Below are 20,095 nucleotides of genomic sequence, written 5' to 3' on the forward strand. Positions count from 1 at the left end.
GCTACATCAATTGCAAAATTAACTCATCGCAGTAAAGCTTGTTAATCTTGTCTGAGCCTGACCCGAAACCCGTTGAATTATTTACAAAATTTTAATGAGTTCGGCGTCCAGCGGCCATAGCCTGAAGCGACGATGTTCTTGATAACACGGCAAACATAGCGCTTTTGTGCGGGATTGTTGTTGGGCCCTGCATGGTATCTGGCGACTGCCATTGTCCAGCTTTTTTCACGCTGCTTCAGCTCGGAAAGGAACCTTGCTGCGTACCCCACATTCTGGGTGGGATCCAGCATTGCCTTGAGATCCTGAAACTTATCGAGGTGATAATAAATATTGATCTGCATGCAGCCAACATCAATCAGCTTTACGCCACGATTGCGGGATCTCTTGATTGCTGCAAGCGCTTCAGTTGCACTATCGGCAAAATAGGCTTTCCCCGCGATGTTTAGGGCATAAGGATGCAGGGAATTTTTGCGGCCAGTCTCAGTCAGACCAACCGCATACAGGATGCCAAGCGGCACATCATATTTTTGTGCCGCGTGTTGCATTTGACGTTCGCAGAGCCGAATGGCAGTTTTCTTTCCGCTTGCATGAGCAGAAACTGCCAGAAGGCTACAGATAGATGCCGCTGCGAAGATCTTGAGTGTTCGCTTCATTCTGCCCTGTTCCAGCAAACTCTGCCTGAGGTTGCTCATCCCAGTTTTGCTGAGAACCGCCCTCACCTGCTTCACTGTCACTGTTGTTGCCACGACCAAAACGCTCCTGGTTTTGACCTGGCTGACGCATCTGATCAGACATCTCGTCTTTGAAGTTGACGGTGATGTTCTGAGTCTCAGTGCGATATCCAGCATCCTGAAGCACACGTGCCAAAGCCTGACGATCCCCTTTCAACATATCAGCAGCTTCCTGAGTGCTGGTGATAAGGGAAATTTCCAGCTCGCCACCGCGCATCTGAATATTCGCGCGGACTACACCGAGATTATCCGGGCGCAGTTGGATTTCGAGCGCCTTCATTGGCTTTGCAGCCTGTGCCTCAGCTGTTTGTGCCAGGACTTCCTGAGCCGCTTTGGCCGCTGATGTAGCAACTGGAAGCTGCTTCGTCAGCACACTTGCAACCTGATGTGCTGGACGCCCCATATCAGCTGGTGGCAGATGCGTCTCAACACTCACAACTTTGACTTCACCACCTGCAGCCTTACCAGCGCTCTGGTTCGCAGAGGCCTCAGGCTGAGCCGCTCCCTGCTTCAGAAGGAAATCAGCAGGTGTTTGCTTGTTGCCGACTGTGAGGCCATCATTCTTTGGCAAGTTGATCGCACCACTGCTGTCCAGCTTTGCAGATTGTATGCCTGACTTGATATCACTGTTAGCCGTCGCACCCTGTTTAACAGCCTCAATGTCTGACTTAGATGCAGACGTTTGAACATTACCATTTAAAGCTTTTTGATCACGCGTCCCCAGTGCATTCAACACCTGTGCCATCGCACTTGTTTTGTCTGCAGAGGCCGAACCTGAGGCATTCACAAGACCTGTGACCGCACTCATCTGCAGGCCGGCTTTTTGCTCAGCGGTCATGATTGCATTGGCCACAAGCTGTTTAGCTACCAACTCTTCAGTCGGATCCGGCAGATTTTCTCCACTTACGCCAGCGTCTTTCGCTCCATCCGGCATCTGAGCGACATTCTCACCAGCTGTGTTCGAACTTGCCTTCTTGATCAGCTCCTTCAACGCATCAGAGGCTTCGGTCTCTTCAGAACCAGTTGAAGCGTTTTTCTCGTCAGCGGCGCTTGCTTTCCGGTCATCAGCAGGATTGCGGCGTTCAGGAACTTTCCGGTCATCACGAACCTTATCGATGACCTTATCAAAACGATCCTTGCCGTTATCATTATCGTTGCGGGCCGCATCCTTGCGCGCTTCTGCTGCGTCTTTCACAGGTGCACTACGATCAATGTTTGGAAGAGTGGTATTCATCAAAACTCGGCCTCTTTCAGTGCCTCATCGGCATCATTCAGTGCATCTTCGAACGGATTCAGAACGTCGACATTGTGAAGCTTGCTCTTCAGCCCAACTTTGGGGACATAAGGAACATATTCGGAAGCATCCGGCGTTTCTGGCTGCGGCCACTCCCGAATGGTGTTTGCCATTGCAATAGCGCTGATCTGAAGCAGTTGATTTTCGGGACTTAGATCTGTCGATTTCACATCAACCAAACCTGTGATCGCCTCTTCCCAATCTTCACCAGACGCTTTTGCCGCAGATAGATAGAGTTTGGCTTCATTAATCTGCTCAGCGTTCTCGGAACCGTGCTCCAGAAAGGCTTCACTACCTTTGACCGCAAATGCAGTGTTGCCGCTGACCAAGGCCGCTTTTGCCAAACGAAGCAGGAGAATGTTCTGGGACTCGGCATCAAATTCTGAGACCAATTGAAAAACGCGGTCCCATTCATCTTCTTTCTTCAGGTACTCAGATCCACTGATCACATCGGCGACAGTATCGCGAAACTCAGATGCGAATACGGAGGTGCTGTACTGGAAGAGATAACGGCGAGACAGGCGCTCGAACTTTTGGGTATCTCCAAGCTCTGCAACCATAGGCGCTTGCCTGCGAAGCGCACTTTCTTCAACCAGTGTTCCTGGCATCATGAGGCGCGCGAGATCGAAATAGCGCTGCGCTCCAGCGGGATCGGTGTTTGAGATCAGAATTGCTTGTGCAAGTGCTACCTGCCCGGCAACCGCAACCGGAAGCGTGAGCGGGTCGACCTTCAGCAGCAGGTTCAGCGCCATCTGGCGGTTGCCCTGCGAGTAGGCCATCGCGCCTGCAAACAGATTTGGATCTGCATTAAACACAACGCCCTGAACTGCAAGCTCCTGAAAGACAGATCCAGAACCACCACTGAGCATGAATGAGATTGCAGCGCGGGAGTTCTTCTCCTGTTTCCACAACTCGCGATCCAACCTAAGGAAACGACGACCGATGACGATAAGCGATGGCTGCAGGAGGTTGTACGCCTCAAGGTTACCCTTGATGATCTCATCCTGAAGGATCTGCAGTTCCAAAACCATCAGATCTGGGTCAGCCGTTGAAATCATCTGTGCTGATACAGGCTGCGGTGCCATTGCGAGAGGACCGGCAGCCACAAGCAGGCCAGCAGAGAGCAAAGCTGATTTCAGAAGAGAAGTACCAGTACGTCTTGCAGTTCTCGCTGGCATCAGGCCTGCCCTTTCATCAGCATAATTTCAATGCGACGGTTTTGCGGTGCGTATGGCTCTTCAACATCCTTCAAACGGCGATCAGCGTATCCTTCAATGCCAACTATACGATTTTCATCCAGCCCACCACGGACAAGCATGAAGTAGGCCATGTGAGCACGAGCTGTTGACAAGCGCCAGTTATCATTACGCTTGGACTTGAATGGACGTGCATCTGTGTGACCGCGAATGACGATCTCACCGTTCTCTTCTTCCAGAACCTTGGCGATCTTTTCCATTGCCTTCACAACATCCGGATGCGGCTCTGAAGATCCAACTGCGAACATTCCGAAGTCGTCATTGTCCATAATACGGATCAGTACGCCATCACGGGAATGCGTGAACTCAATGCTTGCGCCAGTTTTAAGGCCATCCAGTGCAGCCCCGACGGAGTTTGCGATAGAGACGAGCTGTTTATCACCTTCGTCGTCTTCATCATCACCAGACTCCGCTCCCTGAGCTGCTTCAGTTGGTTTGGCTGCAGGGACCATTGGGAGAGTTTCAGGATCTGTCTGAGCAACTTCTATTGGTTCGGATACAGGCTCTGCCGGAGTTGGTTCTGCCTCGACAATCTCAATTTTCAGCGCTTCTTCGGTTTCTTCAACCAGCTCTGGAACGTCTTTTTCATCAACCTTCGCCGCAGCTTCACCTTTTTTCACCTCAGCAAAAACAAGGCGTGTCATCACGGCATCTTCACCTGCTTCATCAGCCTGGGTTTGAGCCAGTTGCTTCAGGATTTCTCCCTCGGCCAACTTCTCACCTTCGCCGTCAGGTGCATCACCAATCACAATAACAGAGCTCTCAGCTGATGCTTCACCCGCGACTGCCGGCAGAACTTTTCCGCCACGCGCCAATTCTGAAGCTTCCTCAAGAACTTTAATCTGTTCAGCTGTCAGCTCATTCGAAGCGATACCCTCTTCCTTCTCATGAAGGATGGGAATTTGCGCGAGCAGCGGAGCATTACCTGGCAGCTCATCTTCCTGCCAACCTGAAGGATCGAACGGATCCCGGAAACTGGTGCCATCAGCAAGGCCCTGACCATCAGGATCGCGGTTAGGAAGTGCAAAGAGAACTGGTGTCTTCGCCATCTTCAAAGCACCAATACCGCCAGTGCCTGGAGAACCATCAGTCTCTACAGTTGCTTCCGCTTCAGCAGCAAGTGCTGCGAGAATAGCATATGGATTATCGAAGAGCTGCGCTTCGGTGTAGCGGGCATCACGCTCATAATCACGATTGGACACGCTGGTGGCTTTTACACCACCGTCTTCCGCATTGGCGCCAGCGAACGTGGAGTTCTCACCTGTGTCCCGGTCTGAGATTGGTTCTGCTTTATCAGCTCCACCGCCGGAAGTCGGACCTTGTTTTTCAGTGCCACCAGCACCAATTGGCTTGCCGTTGTCGACACCCTCGTCACTATCAGTGGGAGATGGCGTTTCTTCCGGATCACGAATGCCTTTTGGGCTCGCGGTTGAATCAACCAGCTTGATCGGATTGAAGTAGCTTGCAATACCGCGCTGAGAGGCCTCGTCGGATGCATTGACCAACCACATGAGAAGAAAGAAGGCCATCATTGCTGTTGCAAAATCAGCGTATGCAATCTTCCAAACACCTGATTTAGGTGTGGTGATCATGTCGCTGTTACGCCTGCGAACGATAATCAGTTCTTGTGGTTCCAACGCCATGGCTACTACTCTCCCAGCGTATTACGAAGCTCCTCGCACCATTCCGTCAAACCGGTTGAAAGGGTCATATCTGACACCTTCACCTCAAGATCAGTGCTGGAGTTTTCAGAAAATTTAATGGTGTTTGAAAGTTCACCAGTCTTCTTATTGAACAAATCAAAAAGGTGTTCCGGCCCTGACACATTGATCAGAATATCCGGGGTCTCAGAAAGCTGCCGACGCAAAACCTGCACCAGGGATGCCACTGCACGACTACGTGCACTCTCTTCGATAAAAGGCACAAGAATTTCAGAGACAGTTTTTGAAAGACGATCTTCAATTTCTACAAGGGATTCCTGAAAAGCCAGTTTAAGCTTCTCACCCTCCCCTTCCTTAAAAGCCGTTTCGCGTGCAGCAAGCTCGACTTCCAGATCTTCTTTCATTTTCTTGATGCGCTCTTCGGCGCCAGATTTTGCAGCCTCTTCGCCTTCAGAAAATCCGTTTTCGTAGGCTTCGAATACGCGATTGACCCAGTCACCACCTTCTCCGTAACCCTTGGGCAACATGGAGATAACTTCCTGCATATCCTGCAGGTCTTTAGTGGTAACGCCCGTATCCGTGGTAAAATCAGCTAGGAAGTCATTGATGCCGCGCGTCATACGGCACGCTCCTGATCATACATCCACTGCTTCAGAATGATTGCTGCCTGCATGTCATCCATTTCAACAGCACGTTCCAGCTTGCGGAGATTATCGCGGTTCACGACAGTGGCATCCACACCTTCACCACTCAGACCGTCTCCATTTGAGTAGTCTGGCAGCTGGCCATCCTCACCTTCGATTTCACCATCACGAACAGCAGCACTGTTGGAGTTTGCACCAACCGGCAAGCCTTCCTCGACGACCTCTGTTTTCGGGATAAGGAAAGCAACAGCAGGACGCAGGCCAAACCAGATGATCATCAGCGTCACAATAAGGATGGCGCCGGCATTCACGACGGAGCCCATGTTGCGCATCAGCACATCTTGCCAGGTACGCTCTGGAATAGCCGCCAGCTGCTGACCGGCAAGAACGAAGTTTACGGCAGAAACGGAAACCTTATCGCCACGTGCTGTATCAACACCAGCTGCTGTCGCGATGATCTCTTCGATCTCTTCAACCTTAGCTGTCAGATCAGCAGCTTCACCTTCAACAACCGCATCACCCTTCTGGCCTTCAACGCGACGAGACATTTCCTCAACAAGGCGATCACGATTAACAAGAACCGCAATACTCATGCGCTCGATGCGATAGTCATCAAAAATGGTTTCGACGGTACGAGAAGAAATCTCGTAGTTGGTCAACTCTTCGCGGCGCTCATTCTCCTCAGAAGATCGCTCACCAGACTGAGAAGACACAGCCTCTTCAGGCAAATTCTGCTCTACAGTTGTTGGATTTTCGAGGCTCGCATTTTGTGAAGTTGCATTTTCGCGCACAACGCGGAAGGACCGCTCAACACGAGTCTCCGGATCATAGGAAGTCTCAGAAACGCGCTGATTGTCAGTGTTCACGGATGCAGAAACGCTGACTTCGAAGTTATTGACACCAAGATAAGGTGCCAACGCCTGACGGATCGCATTTTCCTTGCGCGATGCGAGATTAGATTCCAGCATTGCTTTTCGGCCAGTTGACGCACTTTGAGCATCTTCACCTGCCGCAAGCAGCTGACCTTCAGTATCAAGAACCGTTACAGCCTCTGCTGTCAGACCTGGAACCGCTGCCGCAACCAGATAGCGAATAGACTGCGCGATAGAATTGGTTTGAATACCTTCGGTACGAATAAGAACTGAAGCGGTCGGCTTCTGATTTTCACGGCGGAACGTCGCTTTCTCAGGAAGCACAAGGTGCACACGCGCAGCCTTTACGCCCTGCATACTTTGAACGGAGCGAGCCACTTCACCTTCGAGGGCGCGGATCTTCGTTACACTTTGCATGAAAGATGTCAGACCCAGGGAGCCCATCTCATCAAAGAGCTCATAACCTGCACCGGAACCGCGCGGCAGGCCTTTTTCTGCCAGCAACATACGAGCTCGGGCCGTTGCACCAACACCAACAGAAATAGCTGAGCCATCTGCACTTACATCAAATGGGATACCACTGGCCTGAAGCGCCATACCGATTTGAGTAACATCATCCCGCTCAAGGTTTGCGTAGAGCACTTCCTGCTCTGGACGGGACAAGAGATATGCTGCTGCGCCAATCGCAACAAACGTAAATAACCCAATAAATGCGAGCACCATCAGGCGCTTTGCACCTAACTCTGCCAGATTACTATAGATTTTTTCGGCGTTTTCACGAGCTGCCATTGCGACCTCTGCAGGTGTATCAATGGCGCTACCTTCGCTTTTCAACCTTGCGCGAACGTGATCAGGATTTACATTGATTAAAAATCCACGGTTTCTCAGCGACCTAAGGTGCTTTCGCTGAAAAACCAAAGCTGCTTAGAGATAGACACCAGCATTCGAAATGCGCTGAATGCTCGGCAGGCCATTCACCGACAGACCACAACTCTGTTGCTTAAGACGCTTACTCACACGATCTGCTGTTACATTAATCGCAACAATGGTATTGGCGCCACAGTCAATCTGGCGCAATTGACCCTCCTGCTCAAAGAGAACATCCCGCGCAAGAGCAACAACAGAACTCCAGAAACGCTCATTGCCACGCAGAGCAAATGTCAAACCTTCGAGCTTCTTTTCTGACGCAAGCTCAGAGAGATCCAGATGCTCGATTTCCTGCTCCCCTACTCCAGGGATATTCAACTGATTACTCAACATCCGGCACCGCTTAACTCAAATCTACCCAACACGAGATAAAGCTTAAGAAAGCTTATCTCAAATACTGGTATATTTTGTCGAACTTGCGCTAACCTGACTTATTATAATTTTATCTAAATTTTTATCATAAATATAAATAAAGGCCCCGGCGATTAACCGGGGCCTTAAAGCTTCTAAGGTTCTCAGAGCTTTCCGAATTAACGGAACAGGCTGAGGATGTTCTGGGAACCAGAGTTTGCAATAGACAGAGCCTGAATACCGAGCTGCTGCTGGGTCTGAAGAGCCTGCAGGCGAGTGGATTCAGCGTTCATGTCTGCATCCACGAGCTGACCGATACCACGATCAATAGCATCAGACAGGTTGCTTGCGAACTCTTTCTGCATGTCCACACGAGCTTTAGCAGAACCAAGTTCGGTAGCCGCATCAGTGATCGCAGAAAGCTGACCATCAACAACGTCGATGTAAGCTGCAAGAATGCCGTTATCTACTGCATTGTTGCCAAGCGTGGATATGTCGAGTTCCAAGAATGACTTCGCACCGAGAGCAGTCAAGCGTGCTTGCACTGCGGTCCGAACACCATCAGCATCACCGTCTGTGAAACCCAGCTTTGTGCCAGCAGTAGCAGCATCACCTTCTTCAGCACCCTCATAGGTATTCAGAATAGCTGCACGAATAGCTTTTGCTTCAAAGCCTTCGTCAGTTGCACCCGCAAGGGTAATCGTGCTGACATCGCCTGTACCAGCAATTGTCGCACCAGTTACTGCATCACCAGTCAAGTCACTGGTCAAAATACCTGTATTATCAGCCGCTGTTGCGCGTGTATCAACCAGTACGGTCGAACGTGTATCGACAACAATGTTCTCGATCTGAGTGTTACCAGCCGCATCACGTGTGAAGGAACCAGCGATCTCTTTGTTCAGAGCGTCAGTTTCCATGTTCTGCTGCAGCCAGTTCTCACCGGAGAAAGTTGCAGAAGACGCAATGGTTTCAAGCTGCTTCTGAAGCTGCTCAATATCAGCCTGGATCTTACCACGGTCAACTGTACCGTTGGTCGCTGCTGTCAGCTTATCTTTGATCTGGCTAACGATATCAACTGTCTGGTCCATTGCAGTAAATGCAACGTCAACAGTCGCAGCACCAAGACCCAGGGAGTCTTTTACAGCAGAAAGCGCCGAGTTATCAGACTTCATGGTTGTTGCGATAGACCAGTAAGCCGCATTGTCGGACGCATCAGCAACACGCATACCAGTAGAGATGCGATTCTGAGTAGTTGCCATGCTGTCATTGATACCACGAAGGGTAGTCAATGCGACCATTGCGGAGGAGTTAGTCAAAAGAGAAGACATAATATTTGTCCCTTGATAGAAGAATTGGGACATTCCGGGTCAATTGCCGGAGTTACAGAATTGCATCATGCACTTTGAAATTCAAAGCCTGTAACAGAAAACAAACTTGCCCTGCCAAACTTGCGCCAAGCTGATCATAATTACATAAACACGCATCAGCTCACGATCGTGCAAGACTATAGTTAATGTATAAATAAACACAAAAGGCCCCGGCGTTTAACCGGGACCTTAAAGCTTCTAAGGTTCTCAGAGCTTTCCGAATTAACGGAACAGACTGAGGATGTTCTGGGAACCGGAGTTTGCGATGGACAGAGCCTGGATACCAAGCTGCTGCTGGGTTTGAAGAGCCTGCAGACGAGTGGATTCAGCGTTCATGTCCGCATCAACGAGCTGACCGATACCACGATCAATAGCGTCAGACAGGTTGCTTGCAAACTCTTTCTGCATGTCTACACGAGCCTTAGCAGAACCAAGTTCGGTAGCCGCATCGGTGATTGCAGACAGCTGACCATCAACAACGTCGATGTAAGCTGCAAGAATGCCGTTATCTACTGCATTATTTCCAAGCTCAGAGATATCAATATCAAGGAATGAAACAGCTTCAAGCGTCGTTGGAGTTGTACCAGACAGCGCCTCGAGACGATCAGTTACTTCAGCAGCAATTTCTGTCGCATTTTTATCAGCAATTGGGGTACCGGAGTCAGTGATACCAAAATCAGCTTTTGCTGCATCATCAAGTCCATCATAATACTTAACAATCGCAGCTTCGACAGCTTTACGGAGAATACCATCTCCACCAGCACCTGCTGGAACATCGAGAGAGTTGATATCGCCTCGTGTCATTGCAAGCGTACCATGAGCATCGCCCATGAGGTTTTCTGTCAGAATGCCAGTGTTATCAGCTGCAGTTGCACGTGTATCAACCAGAACGGTTGTACGGGTGTCAACGACGATGTTCTCGATCTGAGTGTTACCAGCTGCATCACGCGTAAAGGAACCAGCGATCTCTTTGTTCAGAGCATCAGTTGCCATGTCCTGCTGCAGCCAGTTCTCACCGGAGAAGGTTGCAGAAGACGCAATGGTTTCAAGCTGCTTCTGAAGCTGCTCAATATCAGCCTGGATTTTACCGCGGTCAACAGTACCGTTTGTCGCTGCTGTCAGCTTATCTTTGATCTGGCTGACGATATCAACTGTCTGGTCCATAGCAGTAAATGCAACATCAACAGTCGCAGCACCCAGACCCAGGGAGTCTTTTACAGCAGAAAGAGCTGAGTTGTCAGACTTCATGGTTGTTGCGATAGACCAGTAAGCCGCGTTGTCGGATGCATCAGCAACACGCATACCGGTAGAAATGCGGTTCTGTGTGGTTGCCATGCTGTCATTGATACCACGAAGGGTAGTCAATGCGACCATTGCGGAGGAGTTGGTCAAAAGTGAAGACATAATACTTGCCCCTTAACAAAAAAGAATTGGGACATTCCGGATCAAATCGCCGGAGTTACAGAGTTGCATCATGCACTTTGAAGATCAAAGCCTGTAACAGAAAATGAGATTGACTCACGAAACTTACGTCAAGCTGATCGAACCATAAGATTTTATGAAATCCACGCAGAATATATCGATTATCGAATTACATCATCAGAAAGTGCTCAAGGCAACATTCCATTACAGCGAATAGAAAAGGCCCCGGCGACTAACCGGGACCTTAAAGCCTCTAAGGTTCTCAGAGCTTTCCGAATTAACGGAACAGGCTGAGGATGTTCTGGGAACCAGAGTTTGCGATAGACAGAGCCTGAATACCAAGCTGCTGCTGGGTCTGAAGAGCTTGCAGGCGAGTGGATTCAGCGTTCATGTCTGCATCAACGAGCTGGCCGATACCACGATCAATTGCGTCAGACAGGTTGCTTGCAAACTCTTTCTGCATGTCTACACGAGCCTTAGCAGAACCAAGTTCGGTAGCCGCATCGGTGATCGCAGAAAGCTGACCATCAACAACGTCAATGTAAGCTGCAAGAATGCCGTTATCTACAGCATTGTTGCCAAGCGTAGAGATGTCCAGATCCAGGAAGGAGATTGGATCAATGCCAGAGCCAACTGCTACACCAGAAAGCTCCTCAAGGCGAGCTTCCACACCTGCAATCAGAGCAAATTCAGGTCTAGTGTTGTCTGTCACGTCAAAGTTAGCTTTGTCTGCACTACCTTCGAAAGCATTTCGAATTGCAGCTTCCATAGCTTTACGGTGTATACCATCCCCACCAGCACCAGCCGGTACAACAAGCGTGTCAATATCGCCGGCAGTCATGGTGATGGCACCATGCGTATCACCTACCAAGTTGGAAGTAAGGATACCAGTGTTATCACCTGTTGTACGCGTATCAACCAGAACGGTTGTACGTGTGTCAACAACAATGTTCTCAATCTGAGTGTTACCAGCAGCATCACGCGTAAAGGAACCAGCGATCTCTTTGTTCAGAGCGTCAGTTTCCATGTTCTGCTGCAGCCAGTTCTCACCGGAGAAGGTTGCAGAAGACGCAATGGTTTCAAGCTGCTTCTGAAGCTGCTCAATATCAGCCTGGATTTTACCGCGGTCAACAGTACCGTTTGTCGCTGCTGTCAGCTTATCTTTGATCTGGCTAACGATATCAACTGTCTGGTCCATTGCAGTAAATGCAACGTCAACAGTCGCAGCACCAAGACCCAGTGAGTCTTTTACAGCAGAAAGAGCTGAGTTATCAGACTTCATGGTTGTTGCGATAGACCAGTAAGCCGCGTTGTCGGATGCATCAGCAACACGCATACCTGTAGAAATGCGGTTCTGTGTGGTTGCCATGCTGTCATTGATACCACGAAGGGTAGTCAATGCGACCATTGCGGAGGAGTTAGTCAAAAGAGAAGACATAAAATTTGTCCCTTAATAAGAAGAATTGGGACATTCCGGATCATATTGCCGGAGTTGCAGAATTGCATCATGCACTTTGAATAGTCAAAGCCTGCAACAGATATCGACGATGACTCACATAACTTATGTGAAGCTGACCCTTTTACGTAGGCAAGAAAAAAGCCCCTCAGCGGGGCTTCTTATGCTTAACGCTATGTAAACGACCTTATTAACCCGCCAGTTAGCAAGTACCATCCGTCGATCAGGACGAAGAACAGCACCTTGAAGGGGAGCGAGATCACAGTCGGTGGGAGCATCATCATGCCCATGGACATGGTGATGGTTGCTACGATCATATCGATGACAACAAAAGGCAAGGCGATCAGGAAGCCTATCTCGAAGCCGCGGCGGAGTTCGGAGATCATGAAGGCTGGGATGAGGACACGGAGGTCCAACTCTTCAACTGGCGCATCTTTTTCATAGTTGAATGCGCTCACAGCCAGATCATCGAAGAGAACCAGATCTTTCTCGCGCACATTATCCAACATGAAACGTCGGAAGGGCTTGGTCATTTCCTCGTAGGCGACTTCCTCGGAGATCTCTTCCTTGATGAGCGGCTGAAGGCCGTTCTTCCAGGCTGCATCGAACGTTGGTGCCATGACGTAGAAGGTCATGAACAAAGCCAGTGAGATGAGGATGATGTTTGCTGGTGTCGTTTGAAGACCAATACCGGAACGCAAGAAAGACAGAGCTACCACGAAACGGGTGAAGCTCGTTACCATGATCAGGATACCTGGCGCCAAAGACAGCACCGTCAGGATCATGACGTATTGGATAATGCGACCACTTGCAGATGCCTGCCCTGCCGGGAGCAGGTCACTTAGGTTGATTTCCTGCGCGGAGGCTGGAGCCACCCAAAACAACGCAAATAAACTCAGGAAACCCGTAAAAAACGCAAGATAACGCATCACTGAATCACCACGGATTCAAGTACGAGTTCCTTCACGAATTTTCCACCACGCATCTTTGCGCGTTCGTTGAGATCGTCTCTCAGACGCAGCAGGCCACGCGTACCTTCCAACTGACGAGGGCCAAGCGTACGAGCATAGAGTAGCAAATCCTGCTCTACCTGCTTCACCAGAAGCGAATGGTCCTGCTCCTCGATGCCACGCTGCATAAGAACAACAGATGCTTCAATACGGATCCAGTTTTTGGACGAAGAGAGCAAGTTGGTCACGATCGGTTTCAGCGAAACGATCTGACTGCTTTCTGTGTACTCCGGATTGATAAGAGCACCGCTATCGGCCTTTTGCTCTTCTAAATACTTGCTATGAACCTGATCAACAAGCGTTGAACCGATCCCCATACCACCAGCACCTGCAACAACAGTAACAACAGCTGCAGCTATCGCGACACTCACCCAGGAGTTCTCGGAGGTTGGCAACTGCGGCTTTGGCAATTGAGCTTTAATAGCCATCGGAGCCTCCCTTAGAACGGGCTAATGATATCAATAACTTGCTGACCAACGCTCGGCTGCTGCACTTCTGTCATACGGCCTCGGCCACCATAAGAAACGCGCGCCTCAGCGATCTTGTCGTACTGTATAGTATTTCGGCCTGTAATATCTTCAGGTCGAACGATACCCGCAACAGAGAGAACGCGAACTTCATAGTTCACCCGCACTTCCTGCTGGCCAGAGATGATTAGATTTCCATTTCGAAGCACTTTGGTCACAACAGCAGCGATAGAAAGATCAATCTCTTCACTACGATCAATCGCACCTTCACCTTTGCTCGCGGTGGCGCCAGTGCCAGAGATGCTTGCATCCGCTTCGCCAGAATCCACGCCGGCCCAGGAGAATGCTCCCTTCAGGCCAGTTGAGCGTGAGGAATCGCGTTTTCTTTCACTTGAGTTATCAAGCTTTGCTTTGTCTTTGATCTTGATCGCGACAGTCAGAACATCTCCGACCTGCTTCGCACGCGGATCACGGAAGAAATCTTGTTCCCCGTCAGCCCAGAGGCCGTGATACGCTCGATTGCTGCGTCCACTGCTCTTCGCAGGAGTTGCCGGAAGGCTTGCAACACTTGGCTGGAGCCCCTGCCCTAACGGGGTCAGATGCGGCTCCTTGCCGACGTTCTTCATGGCATTACAGCCAGTGAGCGTAATTGCGGCGAGAATGCATACCAAGGTGCGCTTCACTGTGAAACTCCCATATTCAGTTTGCCGGCTTTACGAGCTGTAAGTTCTGCCATCATGTCAGTCAGGTATGCAGCACGCTCAGAAGAGAGTTCAGCGAGAACTGAACTAGCCTTACGTGCTTTCATCTGAAGAAGAATAGAAACAGCAGTCTCATCATCCAGAGACGTCAGCTGCAACGCAGCTGCGTCTGGGCGCATGTTTGCATAAATATCGACGACATGCCCTTCAGCTCTCTGCAGGATTTCATCCCGGCGCTGCACCCAACTACGCAGCTCTGCAATTTTGGCATCAAGCTCAGTGATTTTAGCTTTCATCTGATGCTCAACATCAAAGAGCGCCCGCATCTGCCATGCAATCCGAGCATCCTTTGCCTGATCAGCGATCGCTTCACAGTAGTTCTTCGCTTGCTCAATTGCTGCGCTCAGATCTTCTGTTTTAGTTTCAGCTGTTTGTGCGCTTGCAGAGGCAAGTGACATACACAAACCAAGAGACACCGCTGCACACTTAAGGGGAAAGAACGTCTTCTTAGAGAGCTTTAAGAGAGGCATTACAACTCAGTTCCAATAGGTTTAGCGGTACATTGAAGCCACAAGCTTGCCCGTGGCTTATCCAATTGCCGTGCGGTCTTACTTGACCACGAGAGTTGCCTGCAGAGCCCCTGCCTGCTTGATCGCCTGAAGGATTGCGATGATGCCGCTTGGCTTCAGACCGATGCGGTTCAAACCACGCACCAAAGTCTGCAAGTCGGTACCGCCAATCAGCTGCAACTGACCATCTTCCTGCTGAATGTCGATGTCTGTACGTGGCACAACAGTGGTTTCACCCTGCTGAGCAAACGGATTAGGCTGAGAGACTTCCGGACGCTCAGAAACACGAACAGTCAGATTGCCATGCGTAACTGCAACTGTTGAAATCCGGACGTTCTGACCAATAACAACGGTACCTGTACGCTCATCGACAACAACACGAGCGGGCGTATCAGGCTGAACCATCAGGCCTTCGATCTGAGAAATAAATCGCACTGAACTAATGCCAGCCGGGCGTTGCACCTGGACAGATCTGTAATCAAGCTCACTTGCGAGCTTCAGGCCATAGCGGTTCAGAGAAAACGCATTGATTGCATCAGTCACGCGTACAGCAGTTTTGAAGTCTGGATTTTTAAGCTCCAGAACCAACTGCGGCATAGAAGAGAAATAGTCAGGCAGCGTCTTCTCAATGAGAGCACCGTTAGGTACGTTACCAGCAGTCGGCACGCCCTGCGTCAGACTACCTGCATCACCTTCAGCAGAAAAACCGGAAACTGACACGGAGCCTTGTGCTACGGCATACACATTTCCATCAGCACCCATCAAAGGTGTCACGAGCAATGTGCCGCCTTGAAGCGATTTTGCATCTCCCAAGGAACCAACAGAAACGTCGATCCGCGCACCATTGCCGATGAATGGTGGCAGCTCGGCTGTTACGACAACTGCTGCTACATTTCGAGAACTCAAGTTCGCTTCACGAACATTCACGCCCATGCGCTCCAACATGGATTGCAGGGATTGCTCAGTAAAAGGAGAGTTACGCATGGTATCGCCAGAGCCGTTCAGGCCGATCACAATACCATAGCCAACAAGCTGGTTTGAACGCATGCCGCGCAGGTCAGCTATATCCTTAATGCGAACGAGCGCAGATGCGCTATCAAATGACAAAAACAATGCAAGAAAAGCAAGGTACATTGCCCCCAGAGAACGGCTCACAGAACGCACGATTTTATTCTCCTTCAGCCAGCAAAGATCCGTCTTCTTGCACTTTGCCCAAAACACTTAAACCAGTATCAGGGTTACGTGCCCTGATGTTTGCACCAATTGCCCCGGATTCCTGCGCCTCAACAATGGCGCGGATCTCCAGCCCCTCTTCCTTAAACACAAGCAGAACAGAGGAACCGCGTTTCACAACAACCGGATCCTGAACTGCGTTTTTTGGGATAGGCTTTCCAGGGAAAAGAGTACGTCGCGCCTCCAGACCAACTACGTCCTGCATCCGATTGACAATCGAAAGCTGCGCAACAGACTTTTTGAAGAACCCGTGCTCACGAAGCATTCCTTCTTCGATTTTATCGCCCGGGTAGATCATCATGGCCGGCACAGGAAGCTTTACAACTTCGCGCCGACTTGCTGCTGATGCCGATGTAATTACCAGCGGCACGCAGCATAATAGCAATGCCAGTTTAGGGAGGCGCTTTGAGGCAATCATGCTCAGGCCCTAGCGAATGCCCTTAGATACGGTTCCAGCCATATCATCGGCAGCCTGAATAACTTTGGAGTTCATCTCATAGCCGCGCTGTGCGCTGATCAGGCTAGTGATTTCTTTCACCGGATCAACGTTTGCACCCTCAAGGTAACCCTGTCGGATCACACCAAGAGGCCCCTCGCCTGCGATGCCGGTGTTTGGCGCACCAGAGGCTTCAGTTTCACGGAACAGATTTCCGCCAATTGCCCGCAAACCCGCATCATTCACGAAGCTCGTCAAGCTCAACTGACCAATGCTCGTCGCAGGATTACCGTCAGCATAAGTGGCAAAGACTTCACCACTCTCATTAACTGTGATCTTCACTGCATCGATAGGTACAGTGATACCAGGCTGGACCTCATAACCATCCAATGTCACCAGCGCACCTTCGCCATTCACATTGAAGGCACCCGCACGAGTGTAAAGCGCCTCACCGTCTGGACCAACAACCTCAAACCAACCTTGACCATCGATCGCAAGATCGAAAGTATTCGTAGTATGATTAAGCGGCCCCTTCGAATGAAGCTCGCGGATAGCTGCAGTCTTTACACCCAGACCCTGCTGAATACCTTCCGGAACTGGAGCAGCGCCGCCACGGTTGGAAACACCAGCCGCACGATCCATTTGATAAAGAAGATCAGAAAATTCTGCACGGGATGCTTTAAACGCAGTCGTGTTCATGTTTGCGATGTTATTGGAAATAACTTCGAGGTTTTTCTGCTGAGCAGACATACCCGTCGCAGCAATAGCAAGAGCTTTCATGAGTAAAACCTTTTCTCAAACAATCAGATGCTCATACGAGAGAATTCTTGATAGGCCTCAACAACCTTGTCACGCACAGCAACTGCACTCTTCAAGGAAAGCTCTGCCTTCATTACGGCTTCAACCACCTTTTGAGCAGAAACTTCGCCGCGCACAGCAGCGACGGAAGTTGCTTCAGCAGTTTTCAGATCGCCTGCGGTTTCACGAACCACGTCTGCCATTGTATCGGCAAAGCTACCCTGAACGCCTTGTGTCGCCCGAGTGTCCTGAGGAGCACCAACCAGGTATTGACGGGTGCGAGCAGTAGAAGAAACGTCATTTACACCACTGGTAAACGTCGATACGCGAGATACTGTGCTCAACGCCGAAAGATCCGCCATTACCTACTCCTCAGCAAATCAATTGTACGGGTAATCATTTCTCTGGATTTCACCATCATCTGCAGACCGGCCTCATAAGAACGAGAGGCTTCACGCATATCTGCAAGCTCAATCAGAGTATTAACGTTTGGATATTTTACGTTGCCGTTTTCATCTGCAGCTGGGTGCGATGGATCAAACTCAACACGGTAATCACCTTTGTCTGAGCCGATATTTTTTACAGCAACAAGATTAGCTCCAAGCGCACGATCTACTTCACTTTTAAAAGTGATGGTCTTGCGCTGGTATGGGTTTGCACCAGGGGTATCACCAGTCGACTGAACGTTCGCTAAGTTCTCAGAAACAATGCGCATGCGTTGCGACTGAACCCTCAAACCCGAGGAGGAAATTTTCAGAGAAGCTACAAGTGGATCAATCATAAAACTTATCTCCCTAAGCTGGACTTCATCAAACCGTAGAAGGACCCAACCAATTGGGTGTTAAGCGAGTGCTGCCTAGCGACCTCACCTGACTTAATCAGCTCTTGCTCAAGGGAAACGGAGTTATCGGAAACGGTGACCTGCCACGCCTCACCATCACTCACGCGAACACGACGAGAATTCGCTCCATCTTCGCTAATGTGACCGGCTTGCGTTGCAGCCATCTGCATACTGGTTTTGTCCAGGACATCCTTAAAAGGCTCGACATCCCTACTCGCAAAACCAGGAGTATCAACGTTCGCGATATTTTCGGAAATTGTTGACTGACGAACTGACAGCCAAGAATTTTGCCGCGAAACCAAACTAAAAAGATATACGGGCTCCAAAAATTCCACTCCACTACAAAAACTGCTCAAAGTGGATAGCAGCGCAATCTTGTCCGTAGCTGGTGGAATCAATATTTCCGCGAAAAGCAAAAAAGATATACTTAGTTAGTCAAGTATATCTTTTTATCTTAAAATTTTAACTTAATAAAACGTAAAAATTATATTTAGGAGTTTAGGCGCGCATCTGAAAGCGCAGTTTCCAGCCGTTTTGTGTTCTCCTGTGGATCATCAGAAGGCTGATCAAAAGCGATAAATTTCACATCAACAGCTGAATTTAATGCCAACAAGAACAGGTGGAACATAACGCTCACACCCTCATTGGTGAACTTCATATGCAGACAAACCGTCACGTCCCCGTTCCAATTCAAATCAATGGAGGACGTCCCCGCATACATCAGTGTTTCTGGCTTGAAATAAAGCTCCGTTGAAGACTCCAGCAAATCAGTGAGATTTGCAGATTCATTGGAAAGGATATGACGAGCAAGCGACGACAAATCACAAAGCCGCAGCTCGGCAGCAATCGGCTTCATCGCGTTTGCAATTAAGGCTTCCCGCAGGACATCTTCAGACTTTGCTGGCAAGTCATTATTCTTCAAAGTGGTCTTAATCGACAAAATTACCCTCGCAAGGCGAAAATGCGCTTCACCTAGGTGTTTAGCGCTTTAAATAAACATATGAAATAATTTCTGCTACCGCGCGATAATATTCTTCTGGAATACTCTGATCTATCTCTACGGCGGCGTACAGTGAACGCGCCAATTGTCGATCCTCAACAACCGGAACATCATGTATATAGGCGAGCTCCTTGATTTTCAGGGCGATAATATCCTGCCCTTTTGCAACGACCCGCGGAGCCTGGTCGCCATCACGCTCGTAATACAGCGCAACGGCGAAGTGGGTCGGGTTTGCAACAACGACTGTCGCATCCTGCACGGATGACATCATACGCTTACGCGCCCTGTCACGCGCCAGAGAACGCAAGCGAGCTTTGATCAGCGGATCACCTTCCGCCTGTTTAAACTCGTCCTTGAGCTCCTGATGCGACATACGCAGGTTCTTGCGCCACTGGAAACGGGCGAGAACCAAATCGAAGCCAACCAGGAAAATGGTGGCTACACAAATACCGGAGAGCAACGTCATCGCCACAGACAAAATAAGCTGCGGCAACTGAGTTGGATCGCTATACATGGACGTTAGCGCGACTGCTTGCTGCGATTTCAAAACCAACGCAGCAACAACGATGACTGTCACCAATTTAAAGAGAGACTTTATAAACTCCATTGCGCCATTGACGCTGAAGAGCCTACCAAATCCCTTCTTCAAAGAGATTTTGCTTAGCTTCGGCTCAATACGATCAAGCACAAGTCGCGGCGTGTTCTGCATAAAAGATGAAGCCAAGCCAAAGAAAATCAGAAGGGCCACAATTGGACCAAGAAACCAGACTAACTCAAACGCCACGGCAGACATCAACTGAAGGGGCTCCGCCGCGCTGACAAAACTGATCTCACCAGGGTTATCGAGAAACCACTTCAGAAACTGAACGAGACCCTGTGCTTTATCGACAGCAATGAAGGACAGGATCAACAGGAGACCCAGCATAGAGGCAAGCACAGAAGCTTCCTTGGAGACTGGGATGTTACCCTTCTCCAAGGCATCACGGACCTTTTTCTCCGTGGGCTCCTGGGTCTTGCTATCGGGATCCTGATCTTCAGACATGAAACCTGCCGCTTCTC

General features: G+C 49.8%; 22 protein-coding genes. All 22 read right to left on the reverse strand.

The features are described 5' to 3' along the window. Positions 1-77 precede the first annotated feature (77 nt). The 22 genes from PJE062_RS21320 to flhB all read right to left on the reverse strand — a co-directional run bounded on the left by PJE062_RS21320 (position 78) and on the right by flhB (position 20,078). The gene (locus PJE062_RS21320; RefSeq protein ID WP_008552023.1) at positions 78-653 is read right to left on the reverse strand and encodes a transglycosylase SLT domain-containing protein; all 576 of its coding nucleotides are present in this window, start codon (positions 651-653) and stop codon (positions 78-80) included. Beyond that, positions 610-1,965 (reverse strand): flagellar hook-length control protein FliK, encoded by a 1,356-nt coding sequence (locus tag PJE062_RS21325; protein WP_008552013.1) that lies wholly within the window; start codon positions 1,963-1,965, stop codon positions 610-612. Before PJE062_RS21325 ends, PJE062_RS21320 begins: the two co-directional genes overlap by 44 nt. Continuing rightward, the gene (locus PJE062_RS21330; protein ID WP_037037903.1) at positions 1,965-3,203 is read right to left on the reverse strand and encodes a hypothetical protein; all 1,239 of its coding nucleotides are present in this window, start codon (positions 3,201-3,203) and stop codon (positions 1,965-1,967) included. Before PJE062_RS21330 ends, PJE062_RS21325 begins: the two co-directional genes overlap by 1 nt. Next, positions 3,203-4,924: a flagellar motor protein MotB gene (locus PJE062_RS21335; RefSeq protein ID WP_008552034.1), complete on the reverse strand. Its 1,722-nt coding sequence runs from the start codon at positions 4,922-4,924 to the stop codon at positions 3,203-3,205. The genes PJE062_RS21330 and PJE062_RS21335 overlap by 1 nt, the downstream gene beginning before the upstream one ends. Positions 4,925-4,929: 5 nt before the next feature. Further along, positions 4,930-5,562 (reverse strand): hypothetical protein, encoded by a 633-nt coding sequence (locus PJE062_RS21340; protein ID WP_008551926.1) that lies wholly within the window; start codon positions 5,560-5,562, stop codon positions 4,930-4,932. After that, positions 5,559-7,247, reverse strand: a complete 1,689-nt coding sequence (gene fliF / locus PJE062_RS21345) for a flagellar basal-body MS-ring/collar protein FliF (protein ID WP_008551813.1) — start codon at positions 7,245-7,247, stop codon at positions 5,559-5,561. The genes PJE062_RS21340 and fliF overlap by 4 nt, the downstream gene beginning before the upstream one ends. A 135-nt stretch (positions 7,248-7,382) precedes the next feature. Next, entirely contained in the window at positions 7,383-7,703 is a 321-nt protein-coding gene (locus tag PJE062_RS21350; RefSeq protein WP_208982427.1) for a hypothetical protein, read from the reverse strand. A 212-nt stretch (positions 7,704-7,915) separates the two neighbouring features. Then, entirely contained in the window at positions 7,916-9,064 is a 1,149-nt protein-coding gene (locus PJE062_RS21355; protein ID WP_008552012.1) for a flagellin, read from the reverse strand. Between the two features lie 261 nt (positions 9,065-9,325). Beyond that, a complete protein-coding gene (locus PJE062_RS21360) occupies positions 9,326-10,507 on the reverse strand; it encodes a flagellin (RefSeq protein ID WP_008551882.1) in 1,182 nt (393 codons plus the stop codon). A 295-nt stretch (positions 10,508-10,802) separates the two neighbouring features. Beyond that, positions 10,803-11,963 (reverse strand): flagellin, encoded by a 1,161-nt coding sequence (locus PJE062_RS21365; protein ID WP_008551770.1) that lies wholly within the window; start codon positions 11,961-11,963, stop codon positions 10,803-10,805. Positions 11,964-12,154: 191 nt separating this feature from the next. After that, positions 12,155-12,910: a flagellar type III secretion system pore protein FliP gene (gene fliP / locus PJE062_RS21370; protein WP_008551779.1), complete on the reverse strand. Its 756-nt coding sequence runs from the start codon at positions 12,908-12,910 to the stop codon at positions 12,155-12,157. Next, positions 12,910-13,419, reverse strand: a complete 510-nt coding sequence (locus tag PJE062_RS25860; protein WP_050773964.1) for a flagellar basal body-associated FliL family protein — start codon at positions 13,417-13,419, stop codon at positions 12,910-12,912. The genes fliP and PJE062_RS25860 overlap by 1 nt, the downstream gene beginning before the upstream one ends. Positions 13,420-13,430: 11 nt before the next feature. Next, positions 13,431-14,141: a flagellar basal body L-ring protein FlgH gene (flgH, locus tag PJE062_RS21380; RefSeq protein WP_008551888.1), complete on the reverse strand. Its 711-nt coding sequence runs from the start codon at positions 14,139-14,141 to the stop codon at positions 13,431-13,433. Beyond that, the gene (locus tag PJE062_RS21385) at positions 14,138-14,617 is read right to left on the reverse strand and encodes a MotE family protein (protein ID WP_208982428.1); all 480 of its coding nucleotides are present in this window, start codon (positions 14,615-14,617) and stop codon (positions 14,138-14,140) included. Before PJE062_RS21385 ends, flgH begins: the two co-directional genes overlap by 4 nt. Positions 14,618-14,767: 150 nt before the next feature. Next, positions 14,768-15,892 carry a flagellar basal body P-ring protein FlgI gene (flgI, locus tag PJE062_RS21390; protein ID WP_008552046.1) on the reverse strand — a complete coding sequence of 375 codons (1,125 nt, stop codon included), beginning with the start codon at positions 15,890-15,892 and terminating at the stop codon, positions 14,768-14,770. Between the two features lie 4 nt (positions 15,893-15,896). Beyond that, a complete protein-coding gene (gene flgA, locus PJE062_RS21395; protein ID WP_037037906.1) occupies positions 15,897-16,379 on the reverse strand; it encodes a flagellar basal body P-ring formation chaperone FlgA in 483 nt (160 codons plus the stop codon). A gap of 9 nt (positions 16,380-16,388) precedes the next feature. Beyond that, positions 16,389-17,177 (reverse strand): flagellar basal-body rod protein FlgG, encoded by a 789-nt coding sequence (gene flgG / locus PJE062_RS21400; protein ID WP_008551802.1) that lies wholly within the window; start codon positions 17,175-17,177, stop codon positions 16,389-16,391. Between the two features lie 23 nt (positions 17,178-17,200). After that, positions 17,201-17,557, reverse strand: a complete 357-nt coding sequence (locus PJE062_RS21405) for a flagellar hook-basal body complex protein FliE (RefSeq protein WP_008552048.1) — start codon at positions 17,555-17,557, stop codon at positions 17,201-17,203. After that, complete coding sequence (gene flgC / locus PJE062_RS21410; protein WP_054785332.1) at positions 17,557-17,973, reverse strand: flagellar basal body rod protein FlgC; 417 nt, start codon at positions 17,971-17,973, stop codon at positions 17,557-17,559. Before flgC ends, PJE062_RS21405 begins: the two co-directional genes overlap by 1 nt. Positions 17,974-17,981: 8 nt before the next feature. After that, complete coding sequence (gene flgB / locus PJE062_RS26180; RefSeq protein ID WP_247643141.1) at positions 17,982-18,371, reverse strand: flagellar basal body rod protein FlgB; 390 nt, start codon at positions 18,369-18,371, stop codon at positions 17,982-17,984. Between the two features lie 155 nt (positions 18,372-18,526). Next, entirely contained in the window at positions 18,527-18,976 is a 450-nt protein-coding gene (locus PJE062_RS21420; protein WP_208982429.1) for a hypothetical protein, read from the reverse strand. A gap of 40 nt (positions 18,977-19,016) precedes the next feature. Further along, positions 19,017-20,078, reverse strand: a complete 1,062-nt coding sequence (flhB, locus tag PJE062_RS21425; protein ID WP_008551812.1) for a flagellar biosynthesis protein FlhB — start codon at positions 20,076-20,078, stop codon at positions 19,017-19,019. Between the last annotated feature and the right edge of the window lie 17 nt (positions 20,079-20,095).

Origin of the sequence: Pseudovibrio sp. JE062, from assembly GCF_000156235.1 — a bacterium.
Classification (GTDB): Bacteria; Pseudomonadota; Alphaproteobacteria; order Rhizobiales; family Stappiaceae; genus Pseudovibrio.

Excerpts from the sequence above, each read along its gene's own strand:
- PJE062_RS21320 (WP_008552023.1), bottom strand. The coding sequence starts at position 653 with ATGAAGCGAACACTCAAGATCTTCGCAGCGGCATCTATCTGTAGCCTT.
- PJE062_RS21325 (WP_008552013.1), bottom strand. The coding sequence starts at position 1,965 with ATGAATACCACTCTTCCAAACATTGATCGTAGTGCACCTGTGAAAGAC.
- PJE062_RS21330 (WP_037037903.1), bottom strand. The coding sequence starts at position 3,203 with ATGCCAGCGAGAACTGCAAGACGTACTGGTACTTCTCTTCTGAAATCA.
- PJE062_RS21335 (WP_008552034.1), bottom strand. The coding sequence starts at position 4,924 with ATGGCGTTGGAACCACAAGAACTGATTATCGTTCGCAGGCGTAACAGC.
- PJE062_RS21340 (WP_008551926.1), bottom strand. The coding sequence starts at position 5,562 with ATGACGCGCGGCATCAATGACTTCCTAGCTGATTTTACCACGGATACG.
- fliF (WP_008551813.1), bottom strand. The coding sequence starts at position 7,247 with ATGGCAGCTCGTGAAAACGCCGAAAAAATCTATAGTAATCTGGCAGAG.
- PJE062_RS21355 (WP_008552012.1), bottom strand. The coding sequence starts at position 9,064 with ATGTCTTCTCTTTTGACTAACTCCTCCGCAATGGTCGCATTGACTACC.
- PJE062_RS21360 (WP_008551882.1), bottom strand. The coding sequence starts at position 10,507 with ATGTCTTCACTTTTGACCAACTCCTCCGCAATGGTCGCATTGACTACC.
- PJE062_RS21365 (WP_008551770.1), bottom strand. The coding sequence starts at position 11,963 with ATGTCTTCTCTTTTGACTAACTCCTCCGCAATGGTCGCATTGACTACC.
- fliP (WP_008551779.1), bottom strand. The coding sequence starts at position 12,910 with ATGCGTTATCTTGCGTTTTTTACGGGTTTCCTGAGTTTATTTGCGTTG.
- PJE062_RS25860 (WP_050773964.1), bottom strand. The coding sequence starts at position 13,419 with ATGGCTATTAAAGCTCAATTGCCAAAGCCGCAGTTGCCAACCTCCGAG.
- PJE062_RS21385 (WP_208982428.1), bottom strand. The coding sequence starts at position 14,617 with ATGTCACTTGCCTCTGCAAGCGCACAAACAGCTGAAACTAAAACAGAA.
- flgA (WP_037037906.1), bottom strand. The coding sequence starts at position 16,379 with ATGATTGCCTCAAAGCGCCTCCCTAAACTGGCATTGCTATTATGCTGC.
- flgG (WP_008551802.1), bottom strand. The coding sequence starts at position 17,177 with ATGAAAGCTCTTGCTATTGCTGCGACGGGTATGTCTGCTCAGCAGAAA.
- PJE062_RS21405 (WP_008552048.1), bottom strand. The coding sequence starts at position 17,557 with ATGGCGGATCTTTCGGCGTTGAGCACAGTATCTCGCGTATCGACGTTT.
- flhB (WP_008551812.1), bottom strand. The coding sequence starts at position 20,078 with ATGTCTGAAGATCAGGATCCCGATAGCAAGACCCAGGAGCCCACGGAG.